Here is a 17455-nt window from a genome sequence, read left to right on the forward strand (position 1 = left end):
GTCGCATGGAATGACTATGCGCCTCAAAAACGGCCGAATCTGTCCTCGTTTTCCCCCTCGGCTCGCTACGATCGCTCAAGTCCGACAGCCTCCTAGCTCAGGCCTCGTCTTCTGTCTGGCTTGCGGGCCCGGTCGTCGCCGGCGCCTGTCTGGGTGGCAGCGGCGAAAAATAGCCGACCAACAGCAGGACCAGGCCCGCTCCGATGAAGGACACGATGCGCGCAAGAGCACCGCTGGCCGCCATGTCTACGGTAAATAGCTTGATCACCACGGCGGCCATCAGGCCCGCTCCTGCGAGCCACAGCGGACGGCTGACGCGACGCCCGGCAAACAGCATCATGGCCAGTCCCAAGGCGGCCCAGCTCAGTGACAAGGTGGCCTGGGTGAGCGGTGCCGACAGCAGCCTGTCCAGCGCCCAGTCGATCCCGCCCAGATGATGGATGGCGCGCAGCAGCAGGCCATTGAACGCGATGAAGGCGGCGGCACCGAGCATTGCCTGCAGACGGATCACGGTGGTGAAGGTCTGGGCGAGGATATCGGTGCTGGTGCGCAACCAGGTGTGGACAATGGCCAGGGTCGCGATCACCGCGACATCCAGCGGATTGAGCAGCGGCAGGTAGGACCAGGGCTGGGCGCTGCCGTTACCGGCAAACTGGACCATGATCGCCCAGAGCGTGAGGGCGGCAGCGAGCGGTGCGGCGCCCCATAGGCGGTAGACGGTATGCCACTGCGCAGACCGTTGCCCCTGCCCCCTGCCGGCCCACAGCAGCGCGGCCAGAAGCAGGCCGGGCGCAAGGCCGTAGCCCGCGTCGACCCAACCCTGACCAAGTGCGAGATGAGTCAGGCGCAGCCCCGCCTCCTGGGAAAGTGCGAAGGCAAGCACCCATACCCCCGCGGCATGCGCAAGCGTGACCAGGTTGCGCTCGAGTCGGCTGAAAGTCAGGCCGCGCGCGCAGTACAGGTGCGCGGCAATGCCCACGCCCCAGGCCAGGCCGCCCAGATTTGCCGTAGGGGGTACGGCATAGCCGACGGTCTCGACCAGGGCCAGCAGCATGCCAGCCAGCGGTAGCAGCCCGGCTACCCGCAGGCTCGGCCACTGCAAGCGCTCGCCCAGTTTGCAGGCGAGGGCTCCGCTCAGTGCGAACAGCAGCAGCGAGGCGGCCGGCTGCAATCCGGTGTTGAGGTGAGCATCGATCTCGGCCAGGGCGCCGCCCAGCCACCATAGCCAGGCCCAGGCCAGCAGCGCATGGGCGGCGGTTCTGAGCCTTGGGCGGGTACTTTCCAGGCGGGCAGCAAGGCCCGCGCTGAAGAAGGCCGCCGCGGCGATCAGCACGGTACCGAGCAGGGCACTGTTCAGCACCGGGGGCTGGCGCAGGCCGGGGTGGAAGGCCAGATCTGCGGCAAACAGCATTGCCGCGCCAAGCTGCAGCAGCAGGCCCGCTGCCGCAGCGAGTCGACGTTGCTGGCGCAGGCCGATCCACCACAGGCCCGCGCCCTCCAGCGCCCAGGCCGCCGCACTCCAGCGGCCGTCGAAGGCGAGGGGGAGTGCCAGGGTCAGGAAGGTGATGCCGAGTGCGACAAAACTACGGGTCAGCAAGGACAGCGCCGGACGCTGCAGGCGATGCAGCGCGGCCGCGAGCGCCAGGTAGAACAGGCCCACCGCGCCAGCGCTCCAGGCCAGCGCGTAGGGCATCTCATACACCAGCGCGGCCTGCAGCCCGAACCCCACCACCGGTACGCCGAAGGTCAGCGTACCGTCGACCGGATCGCGCAATCGCGGGGCCTGCCGCCAGGCGTAGGCCACGGTAGCCGCGACGTACATCAGGAAGAACAGGATCAGGAAGGGCTCGGTGGTGGAGAAATGGGTGGGGGCGTAGAACTGAGCGCCCCAGCTCAAACCGATCGCGAACGTGAACACGAAGCCGGTGAGGTTCAGGCCCCGCCACGCCTTCAGCCAGGCCAGCGCCAGGATGCCGGTATTGAGCAAGGCGTAGTAGGTGAACAGCTGGACGTGACTGCCTGTTCCGGTCGAGGCCAGTATGGGCGCGGCAAACCCGCCGGCGGTCGCGATCACGGCCAGCGCTGCAGCGTCCTGGCGCACGGCGAGTATTGCAGCCACCATCACCATGGCGAGCATCAGTGCGAATACGGTGCTGGCGGGCAACAGTGCGTACAGCCGCAATGCCGCGAAGGCGCTCAGGTAGAGGATGGCAATCGCGCCGCCCTGCAGGCTCAGCGCATAGCTGCGCCGACGCTCGCGCAGGTGCCAGCCGATGGCGCCCAATGCCAGGCCGAACACGGCGATGCCGCTCAGACGCAGGGCAGGCGACAGGGTCGTGTGCTCGATCGCGTAGCGTGCCAGAAAGGCGAGGCCGAAGAACAGCACCAGCAGGCCGACCCGCACCAGTGTGTTGCCACCAAACAGCCAGTCGCGGCAGCGGCGGTAGATCGGGTCGAGGTCGAACGAGCGCTCCTCCTCGCCCGACACAGGGTGATTGCCGGGGGACTGAGGCGGGGTGGCTAGCCGCTGCCCGGAATCGGGTGAGACGACTTGGGCATCCGCTGCGGTGAAGGCCATCTCGGTGTCGATTGTTGCGGCAGCGCGTTGGTGTGGTGCCGGCTTGGATGCAGCAGGGATCTGATGCGCTTCATCCAAGGCTGAACTGGCTTCGGGCAAGGGCGGCGCAGCTGCGGCAATCACTTCGTTTTCAGGCGTTTCGGTGCCGATGTTGGCTGTCTTGCCGACCGGGTGGGCACCGCCTGCAGCATCCAGCTGGCTGCGTAGGGTGGCGACTTCGTGTTCGAGCTGGCGCAGGCGCGTGTCGTGCTGATCGAGGGTGCGATGGCGGTCCTTGCGCAGGCTGGCAATCATGCCGCCGAGCGCGGCTCCCGCAACAGCCCCGCCGGCGCCTTCCAACATGCCAAGCAGCGCACCAGCCGCGATCCAGAGCAGTGTGTTCATGATCGTCGGGCCCTTCAGCGCAATTCGCCGCGCAGGGCAGCGACGTGGGCTTGCAGCATCTCGGGGGTGGCTTCGGACGTGCCGACCGGACTGCCGACAATCAGCTCGATGCGGTTGAACAGGCCGCGACGAAGCGGCCGACTCATTGCCGGGCCATCCTTGCGCGAGAAGAAGCTGCCCCACAGGCCGCGCAGCGCCATGGGTACCACCGGTACCGGGCTGCGTTCGACGATGCGGCGGATGCCGGGACGGAAGGGGTTAAGTTCGCCCGTGTCGGTGATCCGTCCCTCGGGAAAGATGGCCACCAGCTCGCCGGCGGCGAGTGCGTCGGCCACGGTGTCGAAGGCGCGCTGGGTCAGGGCGGGATCTTCCTTTGCTGGTGCGATGGGGATGGCGCGGCTTTCACGGAACACGAAGGACAACACCGGCAGGCGGAAAATGCGATGGTCCATGACGAAGCGCACAGGCCGCCGGCTCGCCGCCATGATCACCAGTGCATCCACGAAGCTGACGTGGTTGCACACCAGTACTGCAGGACCCTGTTCGGGGATGTGTTCGATACCCTCGGTTCGTAGCCGGTACACCGTATGGACAAGCAGCCAGACGATGAAGCGCAGCAGGAACTCCGGCACCAGGGTGTAGATGTAAATGGCGACCACGGCGTTGAGCACGGCGGTGACCAGGAAGAGTTGTGGCACGCTGAAGCCGGCGGCAAGCAGCCCCGCACCCATCCCTGCCGCAATCACCATGAACAAGGCGTTGAGGATGTTGTTGCCGGCGATGGTGCGCGAGCGGTGGGCAGGCTCGCTGCGGCTCTGGATCAGCGCGTAAAGCGGTACGATGAAGAATCCGCCGAACACGCCGATGCCCACCAGGTCGATCAGCACCCGCCAGGTGGCCGCCTGCGCCAGCACTTCACCTAGCGGAAGCGGTGAGGCGAACAGTCCGGGGGCTGGACTGCTCCACCACAGGTCGAGGGCGAACAGTGAAAGACCGATCGAACCAAACGGCACCAGACCGATTTCGACCCGCCCGGCCGACATGCGCTCGCACAGCAGCGAGCCGACGCCGATGCCGACCGAAAAGACTGCCAACAGCAGGATGACCGCGTGCTCGTTGCCACCGAGCACATCCTTGGCATAGGCCGGAAACTGCGACAGGAAGACGGCACCATAAAACCAGAACCACGATACCCCGAGGATGGAAAGGAACACCGTGCGGTTGCCACGGGTGAACTGGAAATTGCGCCAGGTTTCGGTGATCGGGTTCCAGTTGATGCGCAAACCGGGCGAGGCCGCCGGCGCCAGCGGGATGCCGCGGCTGGCAAGGTAGCCGAGCAGTGCGAGCAGGAGGACGGCCACCGAGACCCAGACGATGCCTTGATCAAAACTGATCAGCACGCCACCGGCCAGGGTGCCGATGAGGATGGCCAGAAAGGTACCGGCCTCCACCACCGCATTGCCGCCGATCAGCTCGTCCTCGCGCAGATGCTGGGGCAGGATGGCGTACTTGACCGGGCCGAACAGCGAAGACTGGCTGCCCATCAGGAACAGGCAGCCCAGCATCAAGGCGAGGGATTCGAGGGCGAAGGCGAAGCCGGCCAGCACCATGATCGCGATCTCGAGCAGCTTGGTGAAGCGGATCAGCCGGCTCTTTTCAAATTTGTCGGCAATCTGCCCGGCGGTGGCGGAGAACAGGAAGAAGGGAAGGATGAAGATGCCTGCGCACAGATTGACCAGAATGCCCGGCGACATGGAGGTGTAGCGCGCCGACTGGAAGGTCAGCAACACCACCAGCGCGTTCTTGTAGACGTTGTCGTTGAACGCACCGAGGAACTGGGTGAGGAAGAAGGGGCGGAAGCGACGCTCTTTGAGCAAGCCGAACTGGTGGCTCATGCGGGACTCCCGACGGCGGTGGCGCAGGTCGCGCCACCTGTCAGCAGCAGATGTCCGGCTACGGGAATGGGCATGGCGGTGGCAGCTCCTTGTCCGGTGGCAGGGTGATCAGGGCAGTCGGCTTGCATTATGCCGCCTCGGCCCACTGCTTGAGGCTGACATAATCGATCTTGCCGGTACCCAGCAAAGGCAGGGCATCGACGCTGATGATACGGCGTGGTACCGCGATTTCCGGCCAGCCACCCGCGCGGGCTGCAGCCTGCAGGCGCTCGCGACCCAGTGCGGTGTCGGTGGTGAACAGCACCAGGCTCTCGCCACGTGCGGAATCGGCCTGGGTCGAGGCGGCGTGGGCGTGATCCGGTGCGGCTTGCACGGCAAGCTTTTCGACCGACTCGAGTGACACCATTTCGCCGGCGATCTTGGCAAAGCGCTTGACCCGGCCGACGATGCGGACAAAACCGTCGTCGTCGATCTCGACCACATCGCCGGTCTCGTACCAGTCCGTGCCGGCGGCAGAGCTGGGGGGCTGCAGTACGCCAGGCTGTTCGGTACGCAGGTAGCCTGACATCAGGTTGGGGCCGCTGACATGAAGGATGCCGCCGCGCTCGATGCCCGGCACCGGCTCCAGGTGGGCGTGCAGCCCTGGCAACAACTGGCCGACGCTGCCGCTGCGGAAGGCCATCGGGGTATTCACCGCCAGCACCGGTGCGGTTTCGGTTGCACCGTAGCCTTCGAAGATGCGGATGCCGAACTTTTCGATCCAGGTCTGGCGCACCGGTTCGGCCAGCTTTTCCGCGCCGGCGATGACGTAACGCAGGCGGTGGAAATCATAGGGGTGGGCAAACTTCGCGTAGTTGCCGAGAAAGGTGCTGGTGCCAAACAAGACGGTGCAGCCGCGATCGTAGGCCAGCTCGGGAATGACGCGATAATGCAGCGGCGAGGGGTAGAGGAAGACATCCGCGCCCGACAGCACCGGCAGCAAGGCCCCCGCGGTCAGGCCAAAGGAATGGAACAGCGGCATGGCGTTGAGGATCTTGTCCTCGGGAGAGATGTCGACCACTGCGCGGATTTGCGCCACATTGGCGAGTACGGCACGATGCGACAGCACGACGCCCTTGGGTTTGCCTTCTGATCCCGAGGTGAACAACACCACGGCCGGCGCCTCCGGCGACAGACGCGCCGCCACCTGACGCGGAAAATGCAGGGCCCACAGCATCAGCCAAAGCTTGTCGCCCAGCGCAATGGTCTCGCGCAGGTCTTCCAGGAACACCAGCCGGACATCCCTCAGCGCGGCCAGCTTGTCGCCCAGTCGTGCCTGATCGACGAAGGCGCGCGAGGTGATGACGGTGCGGATCGTCGCGGCGGTGCAGGCGGCCTGCAGGCCGTCACTTCCCGCAGTGTAGTTGAGCATCGCCGGCACCCGGCCAAACGCGTTCAAGCCAAAGATCAGGCCGAGGGTCGGTGCCAGGTTGGGCAGCAACAGGCCGATGCGCTCTCCGGGTGCGCCAAGTCGGCTGCCAACGCGTCCCAGCATCAGCGCCATCTTCAGCAGGTCGTTGTAGCGATACTCGATCTGCTTGATATCCTCGACAACGGCGCGCTGACGGCCATGTACGCTGGCCGCGTCCAGCAGGGCTTCGAACAAGGTCTGTTCGGGACGGGCGGCAAACACCATGTCCTGCATGATGCGCCGCATCGCGTCTCCTGCCTTGCGGCGGCGTTCGCGTGCGGCGCCGGCGGTCCCGAGTTCAATTCGGCTGGCGGGCTGGATGCTGACCCGGATGGCAGGCAGAAGCTGCCGCGGATGACGCCCCGACAGTCGGGAAAAGTAGCTGCGGGTCGCACCTTCGAGACTGACCGGCACGATGGTGGCCCCCGTCTTTGCAGCGACGAAGGCAGGGCCGTCGTAGACCTTCATCAGGCTACCCGTGGTGGTGATGCGACCTTCCGGGAAGATCACGACCGGACGGCCTTCTTCGATCAACCGGATCACCTTCTTCATCGCCATCGGGTTGGTGGGATCGACCGCGAGGTAATCCACCAACTTGAGCGCGATGCGGAACCACAGGTTGCGGCTGACCCAGGTGTGAACGACGAACACCGGATTCACGGGCAGGAACAAGCCCAGCAGCAATCCATCCAGAAAGGACTGATGGTTGGCCACGATCAGCAGGCGGGGGCGGGAGAAAACCGTCGTGTCGCCGGTCACCCTGACCCGGAACAGCCACTGAACACACTTGCGGAGGACCTGCTTGATGATGGCGCGCAACACGATGTCCGACTCCCGTCCGGCATGAAAGTGCGCAGACTATGCCATACGGTATGTCCATATGTCGAGACTTTTCGACGTATTTGTGGAGGTGCCTAAAGTTCGTCGTGCAGATAAGTGCGTACGTTGTCGAAGGTCTCGAGCAGGAAAGGCTTGTTGATCCAGAAGAACACTTCCTTGCCGATCTTCTCCGAGCCGAGCACGCCGGCCTCTCTCAGAAGCTTGAGGTGATGCGAGACTGCCGGTCGGGACAGTGTCGATACCGCGACGATCTGACTGACATTGAGCCGCTCGCCACGCTCGAAGGTCAGCAGGATACGCTGCCGGTGCTCGTCGCCGAGGGCGGTGAAAACCTTGGACATCTGCACCCAGGCGGGCGGGATGGCGCGGGAGTAATGAGGGTTCATGGGCGCATGGTGGTGAGCGGAGCCGGGCCTTGTCAATCGTGCCGGTGTTGCATCTTATATAGGAGTAATGCCCGGCAGACGTTTTTTGACTGTTGCGGCGCACCCAAGATTTGACATTACTACGGTTAACCCCTAGTATTGCCGGGATTTTTAGGCGGTCGCGGATTCGCGGCGCGCTGGTGAGGAACGGATGCACAAGGCAGTTTTGCTGCAACTCGGCGCAACCCTTCTGGCAACGGCCATTGCGGCCGTTTTTTTCGGGGTGCGCGGTGCGGTGTCTGCGGCATCCGGCGGTCTGGCTTGTGTGCTTCCGAGCTGGTTCTTTGCCTGGCGGCTGATGTTGACGACGCGTCGTAAAGGTACGGCGACTGTGACCGCTTTTGTCGCAGGTGAGTTCATCAAGCTCGCCTCGATCGTGGGATTACTGGGGTTAGTACTTGCGCTGTATCCGGACGTCCATTGGGGGGCGCTCCTGATCGGGCTGGTGCTGGCACTGAAAGCGAATTTATTTGCATTTTTGGTAAAGACCTGACCATGGCTGGAAACGCTCCCACTGCATCCGAGTACGTCGTTCATCACCTGACGCATCTCAACAACACCGGACACGCACAAGAAAACATTGTCGACTGGTCCGTCATCAACATCGACTCGATGTTCTACTCGATCACGATCGGCCTGCTCACAGTGTTCTTGCTGTGGCTCGCCGCGCGTAAGGCGACGTCGGGCGTGCCCGGTCGTTTCCAGGGTTTTGTCGAGATGATGGTCGAAATGGTTGCCGATCAGGCAAAAGGCATCGTGCATAGCGCCGAGTCGCGCAAGTTCGTGGCGCCGCTCGCACTGACCGTGTTTGTCTGGATCTTCCTGATGAACGCCATGGACTTGGTTCCGGTCGATCTGTTGCCGCGCATCTGGGAAGGGGTGTATGCCTCCGCAGGTGGTGATCCGGCTCACGCATACATGCGTGTCGTGGCGACGGCCGACCTCTCGGCTGCGCTCGGCATGTCCTGCGGCGTACTGCTGATGTGCCTGTACTACAACGTCAAGATCAAGGGTGTTTCGGGCTGGGTGCATGAGCTCTTCACTGCGCCGTTCGGCAGCCATCCCTTGCTTTATCCGGTTAACTTCGCGATGCAGATCATCGAATTCGTTGCCAAGACCGTCTCTCACGGCATGCGACTGTTCGGCAACATGTACGCTGGCGAACTGATCTTCATCCTGATCGCACTGCTTGGTGGTACCGCCACTGCGTTCGGCTTCATCGGTCATGTCATCGCAGGTTCGATCTGGGCGATCTTCCACATCCTGATCATCACCCTGCAGGCCTTCATCTTCATGATGCTGACCCTGGTGTATGTCGGTCAGGCCCACGAAGCGCACTAAGCTGCATCCAAGTTTTTGTAATAGCTGTACCTGTTTTTAGTTTCTCTTATCTTTAACTAAGGAGTTGTCATGGAAAACGTTCTGGGTTTTGTTGCGCTGGCTGCTGGTCTGATCATCGGTCTGGGCGCCATCGGTGCTTGTATCGGTATCGGCATCATGGGCTCGAAGTACCTCGAAGCTTCGGCCCGTCAGCCCGAACTGATGAACGCGCTGCAAACCAAGATGTTCCTGCTGGCCGGTCTGATCGATGCCGCGTTCCTGATCGGTGTCGGTATCGCGATGATGTTCGCCTTCGCCAACCCGTTCCAGCTCTGATCGGTTCGAGTTCCTCTAAACATTACTGAGGGCCAAGAACAGTGAATCTGAACGCAACTCTGATAGCCCAGCTCGTTGTGTTCTTCGTGTTGGCGTGGTTCACGATGAAATTCGTGTGGCCGCCCATCGTGAAGGCACTGGACGAGCGTGCGAAGAAAATCGCAGACGGGCTGGCAGCTGCGGACAAGGCCAAGGCCGATCTGGCGCTTGCCGAGAAGAAGGTCGTCGAAGAACTGCGCAAGGCTCGCGAATCCGCGGGTGACGTGCGTAGCTCTGCTGAAAAGCAGGCGAGCCAACTGATCGACGAGGCCCGTGCCGAAGCTGGCCGCATCATCGCCAAGGCTCGTGAAGCCGCGGAAGCCGAAGCCGGCGTCGCCGCCCAGCGTGCCAAAGAAGCCCTGCGCGACCAGGTCGCTCATCTGGCTGTTGCCGGTGCAGAAAAAATCCTGCGCCGCGAAATCAACACCCAGGTGCATGCCGAGCTGCTTGCCAACCTGAAACAGGAACTGCAATAAGTCATGGCCGAGAACGTCACCATCGCGCGTCCCTATGCAGATGCCGCCTTCGAGCTGGCTCGCGGGGCAGGTGCGCTGGGGCCTTGGTCGGATGCACTGGATCGGCTTGCCGCTGTGGCAGCCGATCCCGACATGCTCGCGTGTTTCAGCGATCCCAAACTGTCTGCTGACCAGATCAACAAACTGGTTCTGGAAGTGTCGGGTACGTTGAGCGCCGAGCAGCAGAATTTCGTCCGCGTCCTCGTGGAAAGCGAACGTCTGCAGGTGCTTCCGGAGATCCGTGACCTGTTCGTTGCACTCAAAAACGAACACGAAGGTGTCCTTGAGGCGGAAATCGCCTCTGCCTTCCCGCTTGACGATGCCACCCTGGCCTCACTCAAAGCCGACCTCGAAGCCCGCTTCAAGTCCAAGCTGGATGTGACCGTCAGTATCGACCCCGAGCTTATCGGTGGGGTCCGCATCGCCATCGGCGACGAAGTCATCGACGCCTCGGTCCGCGGCAAGCTCGCGAACATGGCCGCTGCGCTAAAGAACTAGGAGCATACATACATGCAACTCAACCCCTCTGAAATCAGTGATCTGATTAAGAGCCGGATCCAGAACCTGCAGCTCGCCGCCACGTCGCGGAACGAGGGCACGGTGGTCTCCGTCACCGACGGCATCACCCGTGTTCACGGCCTTACCGACGTCATGCAGGGCGAAATGCTGGAGTTCCCCGGCAACACCTTCGGCCTCGCGCTCAACCTCGAGCGTGACTCCGTTGGTGCGGTTGTGCTCGGCGAATACGAGCACATCACCGAAGGCGACACCGTCAAGGCCACCGGCCGCATTCTCGAAGTGCCCGTCGGCCCCGAGCTGATCGGTCGCGTCGTCAATGCCCTGGGTCAGCCGATCGACGGCAAGGGCCCGATCAACGCCAAGCTCACCGACAAGATCGAAAAGGTCGCGCCGGGCGTCATCGCCCGTCAGTCCGTTTCGCAGCCGGTGCAGACCGGTCTGAAGTCGGTCGACTCCATGGTGCCGATCGGCCGTGGCCAGCGCGAGCTGATCATCGGCGACCGCCAGACCGGCAAGACCGCCGTCGCGGTTGATGCCATCATCAACCAGAAAGGCCAGAACATGTTCTGCGTCTACGTTGCGATCGGTCAGAAGGCTTCGACCATTGCCAACGTGGTGCGCAAGCTGGAAGAAAACGGCGCGATGGAATACACCATCGTGGTCGCTGCCACGGCTTCCGAGTCCGCCGCCATGCAGTACCTGTCGGCTTACTCGGGTTGCACCATGGGCGAATACTTCCGCGACCGCGGCATGGATGCACTGATCGTTTATGACGATCTGACCAAGCAAGCCTGGGCCTACCGTCAGGTTTCCCTGCTGCTGCGCCGTCCGCCGGGTCGTGAAGCTTACCCGGGTGACGTGTTCTACCTGCACTCCCGCCTGCTTGAGCGCGCCGCTCGTGTGAACGCCGACTATGTCGAGAAGTTCACCAATGGCGAAGTCAAGGGCAAGACGGGTTCGCTGACCGCTCTGCCGGTCATCGAAACCCAGGCAGGTGACGTGTCCGCATTCGTGCCGACCAACGTGATCTCGATTACCGACGGTCAGATCTTCCTGGAAACTGACCTCTTCAACGCCGGTATCCGTCCCGCGATCAATGCCGGTATCTCGGTGTCTCGCGTCGGTGGTGCTGCGCAGACCAAGGTCGTCAAGAAGCTGTCCGGTGGTATCCGTACCGACCTGGCGCAGTATCGCGAACTTGCTGCGTTCGCCCAGTTCGCTTCCGATCTGGACGATGCCACCCGCAAGCAGCTTGAGCGTGGTCGCCGTGTGACCGAGCTGATGAAGCAGGCACAGTACTCGCCGATGTCGATCGCCGAAATGGCCATCGTGCTGTACGCGGTGAACAACGGCTATTTCGACGACGTCGATGTCGGTCGTGTGCTGGCCTTCGAAGCGGCCATGCTGCAGGCCGTCAAGACCAAGCAGGCTGCCCTCGTCTCCACGATTCTCGACAAGAAAGAGCTCGACGCCGAAGGCGAGAAGGCTCTGGCTGCCGCGATCGCCGAGTTCAAGAAGAGCTGGGCCTGATCGGCTGAGGGAGACGGAATATGGCTAGCGGTAAGGAAATCCGTACCAAGATCAAGAGCGTGCAAAACACGCGCAAGATCACCAAGGCCATGGAAATGGTGGCTGCATCCAAAATGCGCAAGGCGCAGGACCGGATGCGTGCCGCCCGCCCCTATGCCGAAAAGATCCGCCGACTCGCCGCGAACCTGTCTCAAGCCAATGTGACCGACTACAAGCATCCCTTCCTGGTCCGCAAGGACCAGGTCAAGCGGGTGGGCTTGATTCTGGTAACGACTGACAAGGGCCTGTGCGGTGGTCTGAACACCAACGTACAGCGTATTGCGCTCAACGCAATGAAGGACTGGAACGCTGCTGGCGTGACCGAGATCCAGGCTTGCTGCATTGGCAACAAGGGCTTGGGTTTCATGCAGCGGATGGGGGCCAAGGTGGCTTCCCACGTGACTCACCTGGGCGACACCCCGCATCTCGAAAAGATGATCGGGCCGGTCAAGGTGATGCTCGACGCTTTCCAGAGCGGTGAGCTCGACGAGGTCCACATCGTGTACACCCGCTTCGTCAATACGATGAAGCAGGAGCCGATGCTTGAGCAGTTGTTGCCGCTGACTGGCGAAAAGCTGGGTACGCCGGAATCCTCGTGGGATTACCTCTACGAGCCGGATCCCCAGGTGGTCATCGACGAAATGCTGGTGCGTTACGTCGAAGCGCTGGTCTATCAGGCAGTCGCCGAGAACATGGCTTCCGAGCAGAGCGCGCGTATGGTGGCGATGAAGGCCGCATCCGACAATGCGAAGAACGTGATTGGTGAGCTTCAGCTGGTCTACAACAAGACCCGCCAGGCCGCGATCACCAAAGAGCTGTCGGAAATCGTCGGTGGCGCCGCCGCGGTCTAACGGATTATTGATTAAGGAAAGACGATGAGTAACGGTACTATCGTTCAGTGCATCGGCGCGGTGGTGGACATCCAGTTCCCGCGCGATTCGATGCCCAAGGTGTACGACGCCCTGAAGCTTGAGGACGCCGCCAACTCCTTCGCCGAAGATGGCCTGACCTTCGAGGTTCAGCAGCAGCTTGGTGATGGTGTGGTGCGTACGATTGCGATGGGTTCTTCCGATGGTCTGCGCCGTGGCATGAAGGTTGCCAACACCGGCAAGCAGATTTCGGTACCGGTGGGTCACGGTACCCTCGGCCGAATCATGGACGTGCTGGGTCGCCCGATCGACGAAGCTGGCCCGATCGAGACCGACGAACTGCGTTCCATCCACGCCAAGGCGCCGAAGTTCGACGAGCTGTCGCCGTCGGTCGAACTGCTGGAAACCGGCATCAAGGTGATCGATCTGATCTGCCCGTTCGCCAAGGGCGGTAAGGTCGGCCTGTTCGGCGGTGCCGGCGTGGGCAAGACCGTGAACATGATGGAGCTGATCAACAACATCGCCAAGCAGCACTCGGGCTTGTCGGTGTTCGCTGGTGTGGGTGAGCGTACTCGTGAGGGTAACGACTTCTACCACGAAATGAAGGACTCCAACGTTCTCGACAAGGTCGCGATGGTGTTCGGTCAGATGAACGAACCCCCGGGCAACCGTCTGCGCGTTGCGCTGACCGGTCTGACCATGGCCGAGCGTTTCCGTGACGAAGGCCGCGACATCCTGTTCTTCGTGGATAACATCTACCGCTACACGCTGGCCGGTACCGAAGTGTCCGCGCTGCTGGGCCGTATGCCTTCCGCGGTGGGTTACCAGCCGACGCTGGCAGAAGAAATGGGCCGTCTGCAAGAGCGGATCACCTCGACCAAGGTGGGTTCGATCACCTCCATCCAGGCCGTGTATGTGCCCGCGGATGACTTGACCGACCCGTCGCCGGCAACCACCTTCCTGCACCTTGACTCCACCGTCGTGTTGTCGCGTGACATCGCTGCACTGGGTATCTACCCTGCAGTCGATCCGCTCGACTCCACCAGCCGCCAGCTCGATCCGCTGGTTGTTGGCGAAGAGCACTACAACGTGGCGCGCGCTGTGCAGCAGACCCTGCAGAAGTACAAGGAACTGCGCGACATCATCGCGATTCTGGGTATGGACGAACTGTCTCCCGAAGACAAGCTGTCCGTGGCTCGTGCGCGTAAGATCCAGCGTTTCCTGTCGCAGCCCTTCCACGTTGCTGAAGTCTTTACCGGTTCGCCGGGCAAGTACGTCTCGCTCAAGGACACCATCGCCGGCTTCAAGGCGATTGTCAGCGGCGAGTACGACCACCTGCCGGAACAGGCCTTCTACATGGTCGGCAACATCGAAGAGGCCGTGGAAAAGGCGAAGAAGCTGCAGTAATTCGCCCACCCGTGCGACGTTTCGACGTCGCACGGATTTGAAGAGGACATACCATGGCTATGACGGTTCACGTTGACATCGTCAGTGCGGAAGAGCAGATCTTTTCCGGACTGGCGGAGTTCGTCGCGCTGCCTGGCGAGGCGGGTGAACTCGGCATCCTGCCCGGTCACATGCCGCTGATGACCCGGATCAAACCGGGTGCGGTACGGGTGAAGGTTCCGAATCAGGCGGAAGAAGAGCTGGTTTTCGTTGCTGGGGGCATTCTTGAGGTTCAGCCGGGTCTGGTGACCGTGCTGGCCGACACCGCAATCCGCGGCAAGGATCTCGACGAAGCGAAGGCCCTGGAAGCCAAGCGCAAGGCAGAAGAGGCGCTTTCCAACCAGAGCGCTCAGCTCGACTACGCCAAGGCCCAGGCAGAACTGACCGAAGCGATCGCCCAGATCGCTGCGATTCAGAAACTGCGCAAGCGCGTACATTGATCCCGCATTCACCGCGGCTCATGCGGTGCGTGCAGGTAGAAAAAAGGCAGCCCTGGCTGCCTTTTTTCATTGTTACCGGGGTGTGGAACCCTTCGAGCGTCCCACGATGCGAGCAGGAGTGTTAGCGACCTCCTGCAGTGCGCGCGCGCTATGCCTTTTCCAGGCGATCCACCCGCTTCTCCAGCCGGGCAATCGCGTCGCGCAGTGCGCGGATATCTGTGTCAATGCCAGGCAGCGAGCCACGGCCAAGAAGCATGGCCTGTTCTTCTGTCACGTACTCGACCACGTTTCCAACGACGCCTTGCAGCGCTCGCTGCTGAGCCTTGCCAAAGGCCTGGCCGATGGTGACAATGCGGTGCGCCGCAATATCTCCGACCAGGCGCGATAGATCATCTTCAAGATCCCAGCGCAGGTGACGAAACACAAATCCCAGCGCGTCGGCAAATTCGGCATTGCCGCTGATACGAACCTGTGACATCAATGCGTCGATGCCGCCGCCGATGAGGCGCCCTGACTCGGCAAGCGGAATATCCAGCGTGACGTCCGCTTGTTCGGTACTGGTGCAAGCGGCCAGTTCTCCCCCTTCGGCAATGGAAAACTGCACGCTGAAAGGTGCGAGATTGAGCAGGGCACGACGTCCTGCATGCGGTTGCAGGCGTTTGCGTGCCCAGGCGGACTGACCTAGCAGATGATTGGTGGCGGCAAGAAAAAGGGTGTCGAACATATGAAAGCGGGGGCCGCAGCCCCCGTTTGTCCATCTTGATGTGATATCAGCTGATCTGCTGGATGCCGCCGATACGCCAGCCGGCATTGCCACTGACGGGCTTCACCAGATGCCAGATCTCGTCAAACGCCGCAGGGGCGGCATTTTCTTCTTCACGCAGCAAACCGGAGAAACGTACGCTGACAACGTAACGATCCCCTTCTTCAGCCACTTCGATGACCTGGGCGTTGAGCTCGACCACATCGGTGCGCTGGCTTGCAGCACCGCGTTCGGTGATCTGCATGCTGATCTCGGCGAACACTTCAGGTGTGGTGAATTCGCGGATGTCCTCGATGTTGCCAGCGTCGTTTGCCGCCTGCAGACGGATGAAGTTCAGCTTGGCCTGGCGGGCGAAGCCTTCTGCATCGAAGTCAGCCGGGATCGCTGCAGCCGGTGCGCTGGTGGAAGACGACAACGGTGCCTGTGCTTCGAACGCAGCGGGGGCGTTGCCTGCTGCACCATTGGCGCCTGCCCCCGCACCTGCATACTGCATGCCTTGCGGGGCCTGAGCGTTGTTGCGACGGAACAGCAACTTGAACAGGATGACGGCACCAACGACAAGCAGCGCGATCATCATGAACGAGGCCAGTTCCTCACCCATGCCCAGGTGGGAGAACAGCGCAGCCAGGCCCAGACCTGCTGCCAGACCGGCGATCGGGCCCATCCACGAACGCTTGGGTGCGGCGCCTGCAGCCGGGGCGGCTGCCGGCGGGCGGCTCAGGTTCTGCTGCGGTGCGGCTGCCGGAGGGGTAGCCTGGCGCTGCATGCCGAAGTTGCTGCCGCCACCGAGGCGCTTGGCTTCGGCTTCGGGTACGCCGAAGCCGAAAGTGAAGATCGTGACGATCAGGGTCAGGAACAGGTTCTTCATTGTGACAAGGTCTCCTTGAGTCAAAGTTTGTAGCCGCGATGCAGGGCAACGACGCCTGCACTCAGGTTGAAGTAGTCGACACGCTTCAGCCCGGCTTGTTCCATCATGGTCTTCAATTCTTCCTGGCCGGGGTGCATGCGGATGGATTCGGCCAGGTAGCGATAGCTTTCCGCATCGTTGGCAACCTTGTCGCCCATCCACGGCAGCAGCTTGAACGAGTACAGGTCGTAGGCCGGTGCGAGCGGCTTCCACACCTTCGAGAACTCCAGTACCAGCAGACGGCCGCCGGGACGCAGCACGCGCTGCATTTCGGCCAGTGCGACGTCCTTGTGCGTCATGTTGCGCAGACCGAAGGCAACGGTCACGCAATCGAACCATTCGTCAGGGAAAGGCAGTTTTTCGGCGTTGCATTGCGCCACAGGCAGGGGAAAGCCCTTGTCGAAGACACGATCCCTGCCGCGCGAGAGCATGGCATGGTTGATATCGGTCAGCCACACCTGGCCCCGGGCGCCGACCTTGCGGGCAAAGGCCAGCGAAAGGTCGGCCGTGCCGCCGGCGACATCGAGCACGCGGTCGCCTTCGCGCACGCCGGATACCTGGATGGTGAATGCCTTCCACAGGCGATGCAGGCCCATGGACATCAGGTCATTCATGACGTCATATTTTTGCGCGACCGAGGAGAACACCTCGGCCACTTTCTTCTGCTTGATCTCTTCGGCAACGGTCTGAAAGCCGAAGTGGGTCGTTTTATCGGTCATGGTGTAAGGTCAGTGACGATGACTGGCGCAGCCGCCCTTGGGTGCGGGAGGGGGCGTCAGCGCCGGATCGCGGCTGCCGCCAGCCTGGGCCAGGCGGTCGAGGTAGTCCTGCCACATCTCGGTCTGATTGCGGCCGAGCATGTAGAGGTAGTCCCACGAGTAAAGGCCGCTGTCGTGGCCATCGGAGAAGGTTGGCTTGATCGCGTAGTTGCCGACGGGCTCGAGATTCAGGATATCGACGTCGCGCTTGCCCAACTGCAGGGTTTCCTGACCCGCACCGTGGCCTCTGACTTCGGCGGATGGCGAGTAGACGCGCAGGAACTCAAAGGGCAGTTCGAAGCGGCTGTCGTCGTCAAATGCGATTTCCAGCACGCGCGACTTGCGGTGCAGCGTGATTGCGGTCGGCAGCGGGGTATCCTTGTCGAGTCCAGCCATTTGATG

17 protein-coding genes are annotated in these 17455 nt (G+C 62.2%); 9 read left to right on the forward strand and 8 right to left on the reverse strand.

Features of this window, described 5'->3' with window-relative positions; translation table 11 throughout:
- Window positions 1-97 precede the first annotated feature (97 nt).
- The 4 genes from DNK49_RS04955 to DNK49_RS04970 form a co-directional block, all read right to left on the reverse strand.
- The gene (locus DNK49_RS04955) at window positions 98-2962 is read right to left on the reverse strand and encodes a DUF2339 domain-containing protein (protein ID WP_110523214.1); all 2865 of its coding nucleotides are present in this window, start codon (window positions 2960-2962) and stop codon (window positions 98-100) included.
- 14 nt (window positions 2963-2976) lie between these two features.
- A complete protein-coding gene (locus tag DNK49_RS04960) occupies window positions 2977-4857 on the reverse strand; it encodes an MFS transporter (protein WP_110523215.1) in 1881 nt (626 codons plus the stop codon).
- A gap of 127 nt (window positions 4858-4984) precedes the next feature.
- A complete protein-coding gene (aas, locus tag DNK49_RS04965; RefSeq protein WP_110523216.1) occupies window positions 4985-7129 on the reverse strand; it encodes a bifunctional acyl-ACP--phospholipid O-acyltransferase/long-chain-fatty-acid--ACP ligase in 2145 nt (714 codons plus the stop codon).
- A 92-nt stretch (window positions 7130-7221) separates the two neighbouring features.
- A complete protein-coding gene (locus DNK49_RS04970) occupies window positions 7222-7533 on the reverse strand; it encodes an ArsR/SmtB family transcription factor (RefSeq protein WP_110523217.1) in 312 nt (103 codons plus the stop codon).
- A 190-nt stretch (window positions 7534-7723) separates the two neighbouring features.
- On the opposite strand from DNK49_RS04970, the gene DNK49_RS04975 reads away from it, so the two are divergent.
- The 9 genes from DNK49_RS04975 (at window position 7724) to DNK49_RS05015 (ending at window position 14625) form a co-directional block, all read left to right on the forward strand.
- Window positions 7724-8065: an ATP synthase subunit I gene (locus DNK49_RS04975; protein WP_110523218.1), complete on the forward strand. Its 342-nt coding sequence runs from the start codon at window positions 7724-7726 to the stop codon at window positions 8063-8065.
- 2 nt (window positions 8066-8067) lie between these two features.
- A complete protein-coding gene (gene atpB / locus DNK49_RS04980; RefSeq protein WP_110523219.1) occupies window positions 8068-8913 on the forward strand; it encodes a F0F1 ATP synthase subunit A in 846 nt (281 codons plus the stop codon).
- 69 nt (window positions 8914-8982) lie between these two features.
- The gene (atpE, locus tag DNK49_RS04985; RefSeq protein WP_002925444.1) at window positions 8983-9228 is read left to right on the forward strand and encodes a F0F1 ATP synthase subunit C; all 246 of its coding nucleotides are present in this window, start codon (window positions 8983-8985) and stop codon (window positions 9226-9228) included.
- Window positions 9229-9269: 41 nt separating this feature from the next.
- Window positions 9270-9743: a F0F1 ATP synthase subunit B gene (locus tag DNK49_RS04990; protein ID WP_110523220.1), complete on the forward strand. Its 474-nt coding sequence runs from the start codon at window positions 9270-9272 to the stop codon at window positions 9741-9743.
- Between the two features lie 3 nt (window positions 9744-9746).
- Window positions 9747-10280 carry a F0F1 ATP synthase subunit delta gene (locus tag DNK49_RS04995; protein WP_110523221.1) on the forward strand — a complete coding sequence of 178 codons (534 nt, stop codon included), beginning with the start codon at window positions 9747-9749 and terminating at the stop codon, window positions 10278-10280.
- Between the two features lie 12 nt (window positions 10281-10292).
- Complete coding sequence (gene atpA / locus DNK49_RS05000) at window positions 10293-11831, forward strand: F0F1 ATP synthase subunit alpha (RefSeq protein WP_110523222.1); 1539 nt, start codon at window positions 10293-10295, stop codon at window positions 11829-11831.
- 20 nt (window positions 11832-11851) lie between these two features.
- Entirely contained in the window at window positions 11852-12721 is an 870-nt protein-coding gene (gene atpG, locus DNK49_RS05005) for a F0F1 ATP synthase subunit gamma (protein ID WP_110523223.1), read from the forward strand.
- Between the two features lie 24 nt (window positions 12722-12745).
- A complete protein-coding gene (atpD, locus tag DNK49_RS05010) occupies window positions 12746-14146 on the forward strand; it encodes a F0F1 ATP synthase subunit beta (RefSeq protein WP_110523224.1) in 1401 nt (466 codons plus the stop codon).
- Window positions 14147-14199: 53 nt separating this feature from the next.
- Complete coding sequence (locus tag DNK49_RS05015; RefSeq protein ID WP_110523225.1) at window positions 14200-14625, forward strand: F0F1 ATP synthase subunit epsilon; 426 nt, start codon at window positions 14200-14202, stop codon at window positions 14623-14625.
- A gap of 148 nt (window positions 14626-14773) precedes the next feature.
- Here the strand turns inward: DNK49_RS05015 and DNK49_RS05020 are convergent, their stop codons facing one another.
- From DNK49_RS05020 to DNK49_RS05035, 4 genes are read right to left on the reverse strand one after another with little or no spacing between them, the layout of a single operon-like run.
- Window positions 14774-15349, reverse strand: a complete 576-nt coding sequence (locus DNK49_RS05020) for a ubiquinone biosynthesis accessory factor UbiJ (protein WP_110523226.1) — start codon at window positions 15347-15349, stop codon at window positions 14774-14776.
- 46 nt (window positions 15350-15395) lie between these two features.
- The gene (locus DNK49_RS05025) at window positions 15396-16256 is read right to left on the reverse strand and encodes a Tim44 domain-containing protein (protein WP_110523227.1); all 861 of its coding nucleotides are present in this window, start codon (window positions 16254-16256) and stop codon (window positions 15396-15398) included.
- Between the two features lie 20 nt (window positions 16257-16276).
- Window positions 16277-17014, reverse strand: coding sequence for a bifunctional demethylmenaquinone methyltransferase/2-methoxy-6-polyprenyl-1,4-benzoquinol methylase UbiE (gene ubiE / locus DNK49_RS05030; protein WP_110523228.1), 738 nt, complete (start codon window positions 17012-17014; stop codon window positions 16277-16279).
- 9 nt (window positions 17015-17023) lie between these two features.
- Window positions 17024-17449: a gamma-butyrobetaine hydroxylase family protein gene (locus tag DNK49_RS05035; RefSeq protein ID WP_110523312.1), complete on the reverse strand. Its 426-nt coding sequence runs from the start codon at window positions 17447-17449 to the stop codon at window positions 17024-17026.
- Between the last annotated feature and the right edge of the window lie 6 nt (window positions 17450-17455).

Source organism: Parazoarcus communis SWub3 = DSM 12120, assembly GCF_003226565.1.
Lineage (GTDB): Bacteria > Pseudomonadota > Gammaproteobacteria > Burkholderiales > Rhodocyclaceae > Parazoarcus > Parazoarcus communis.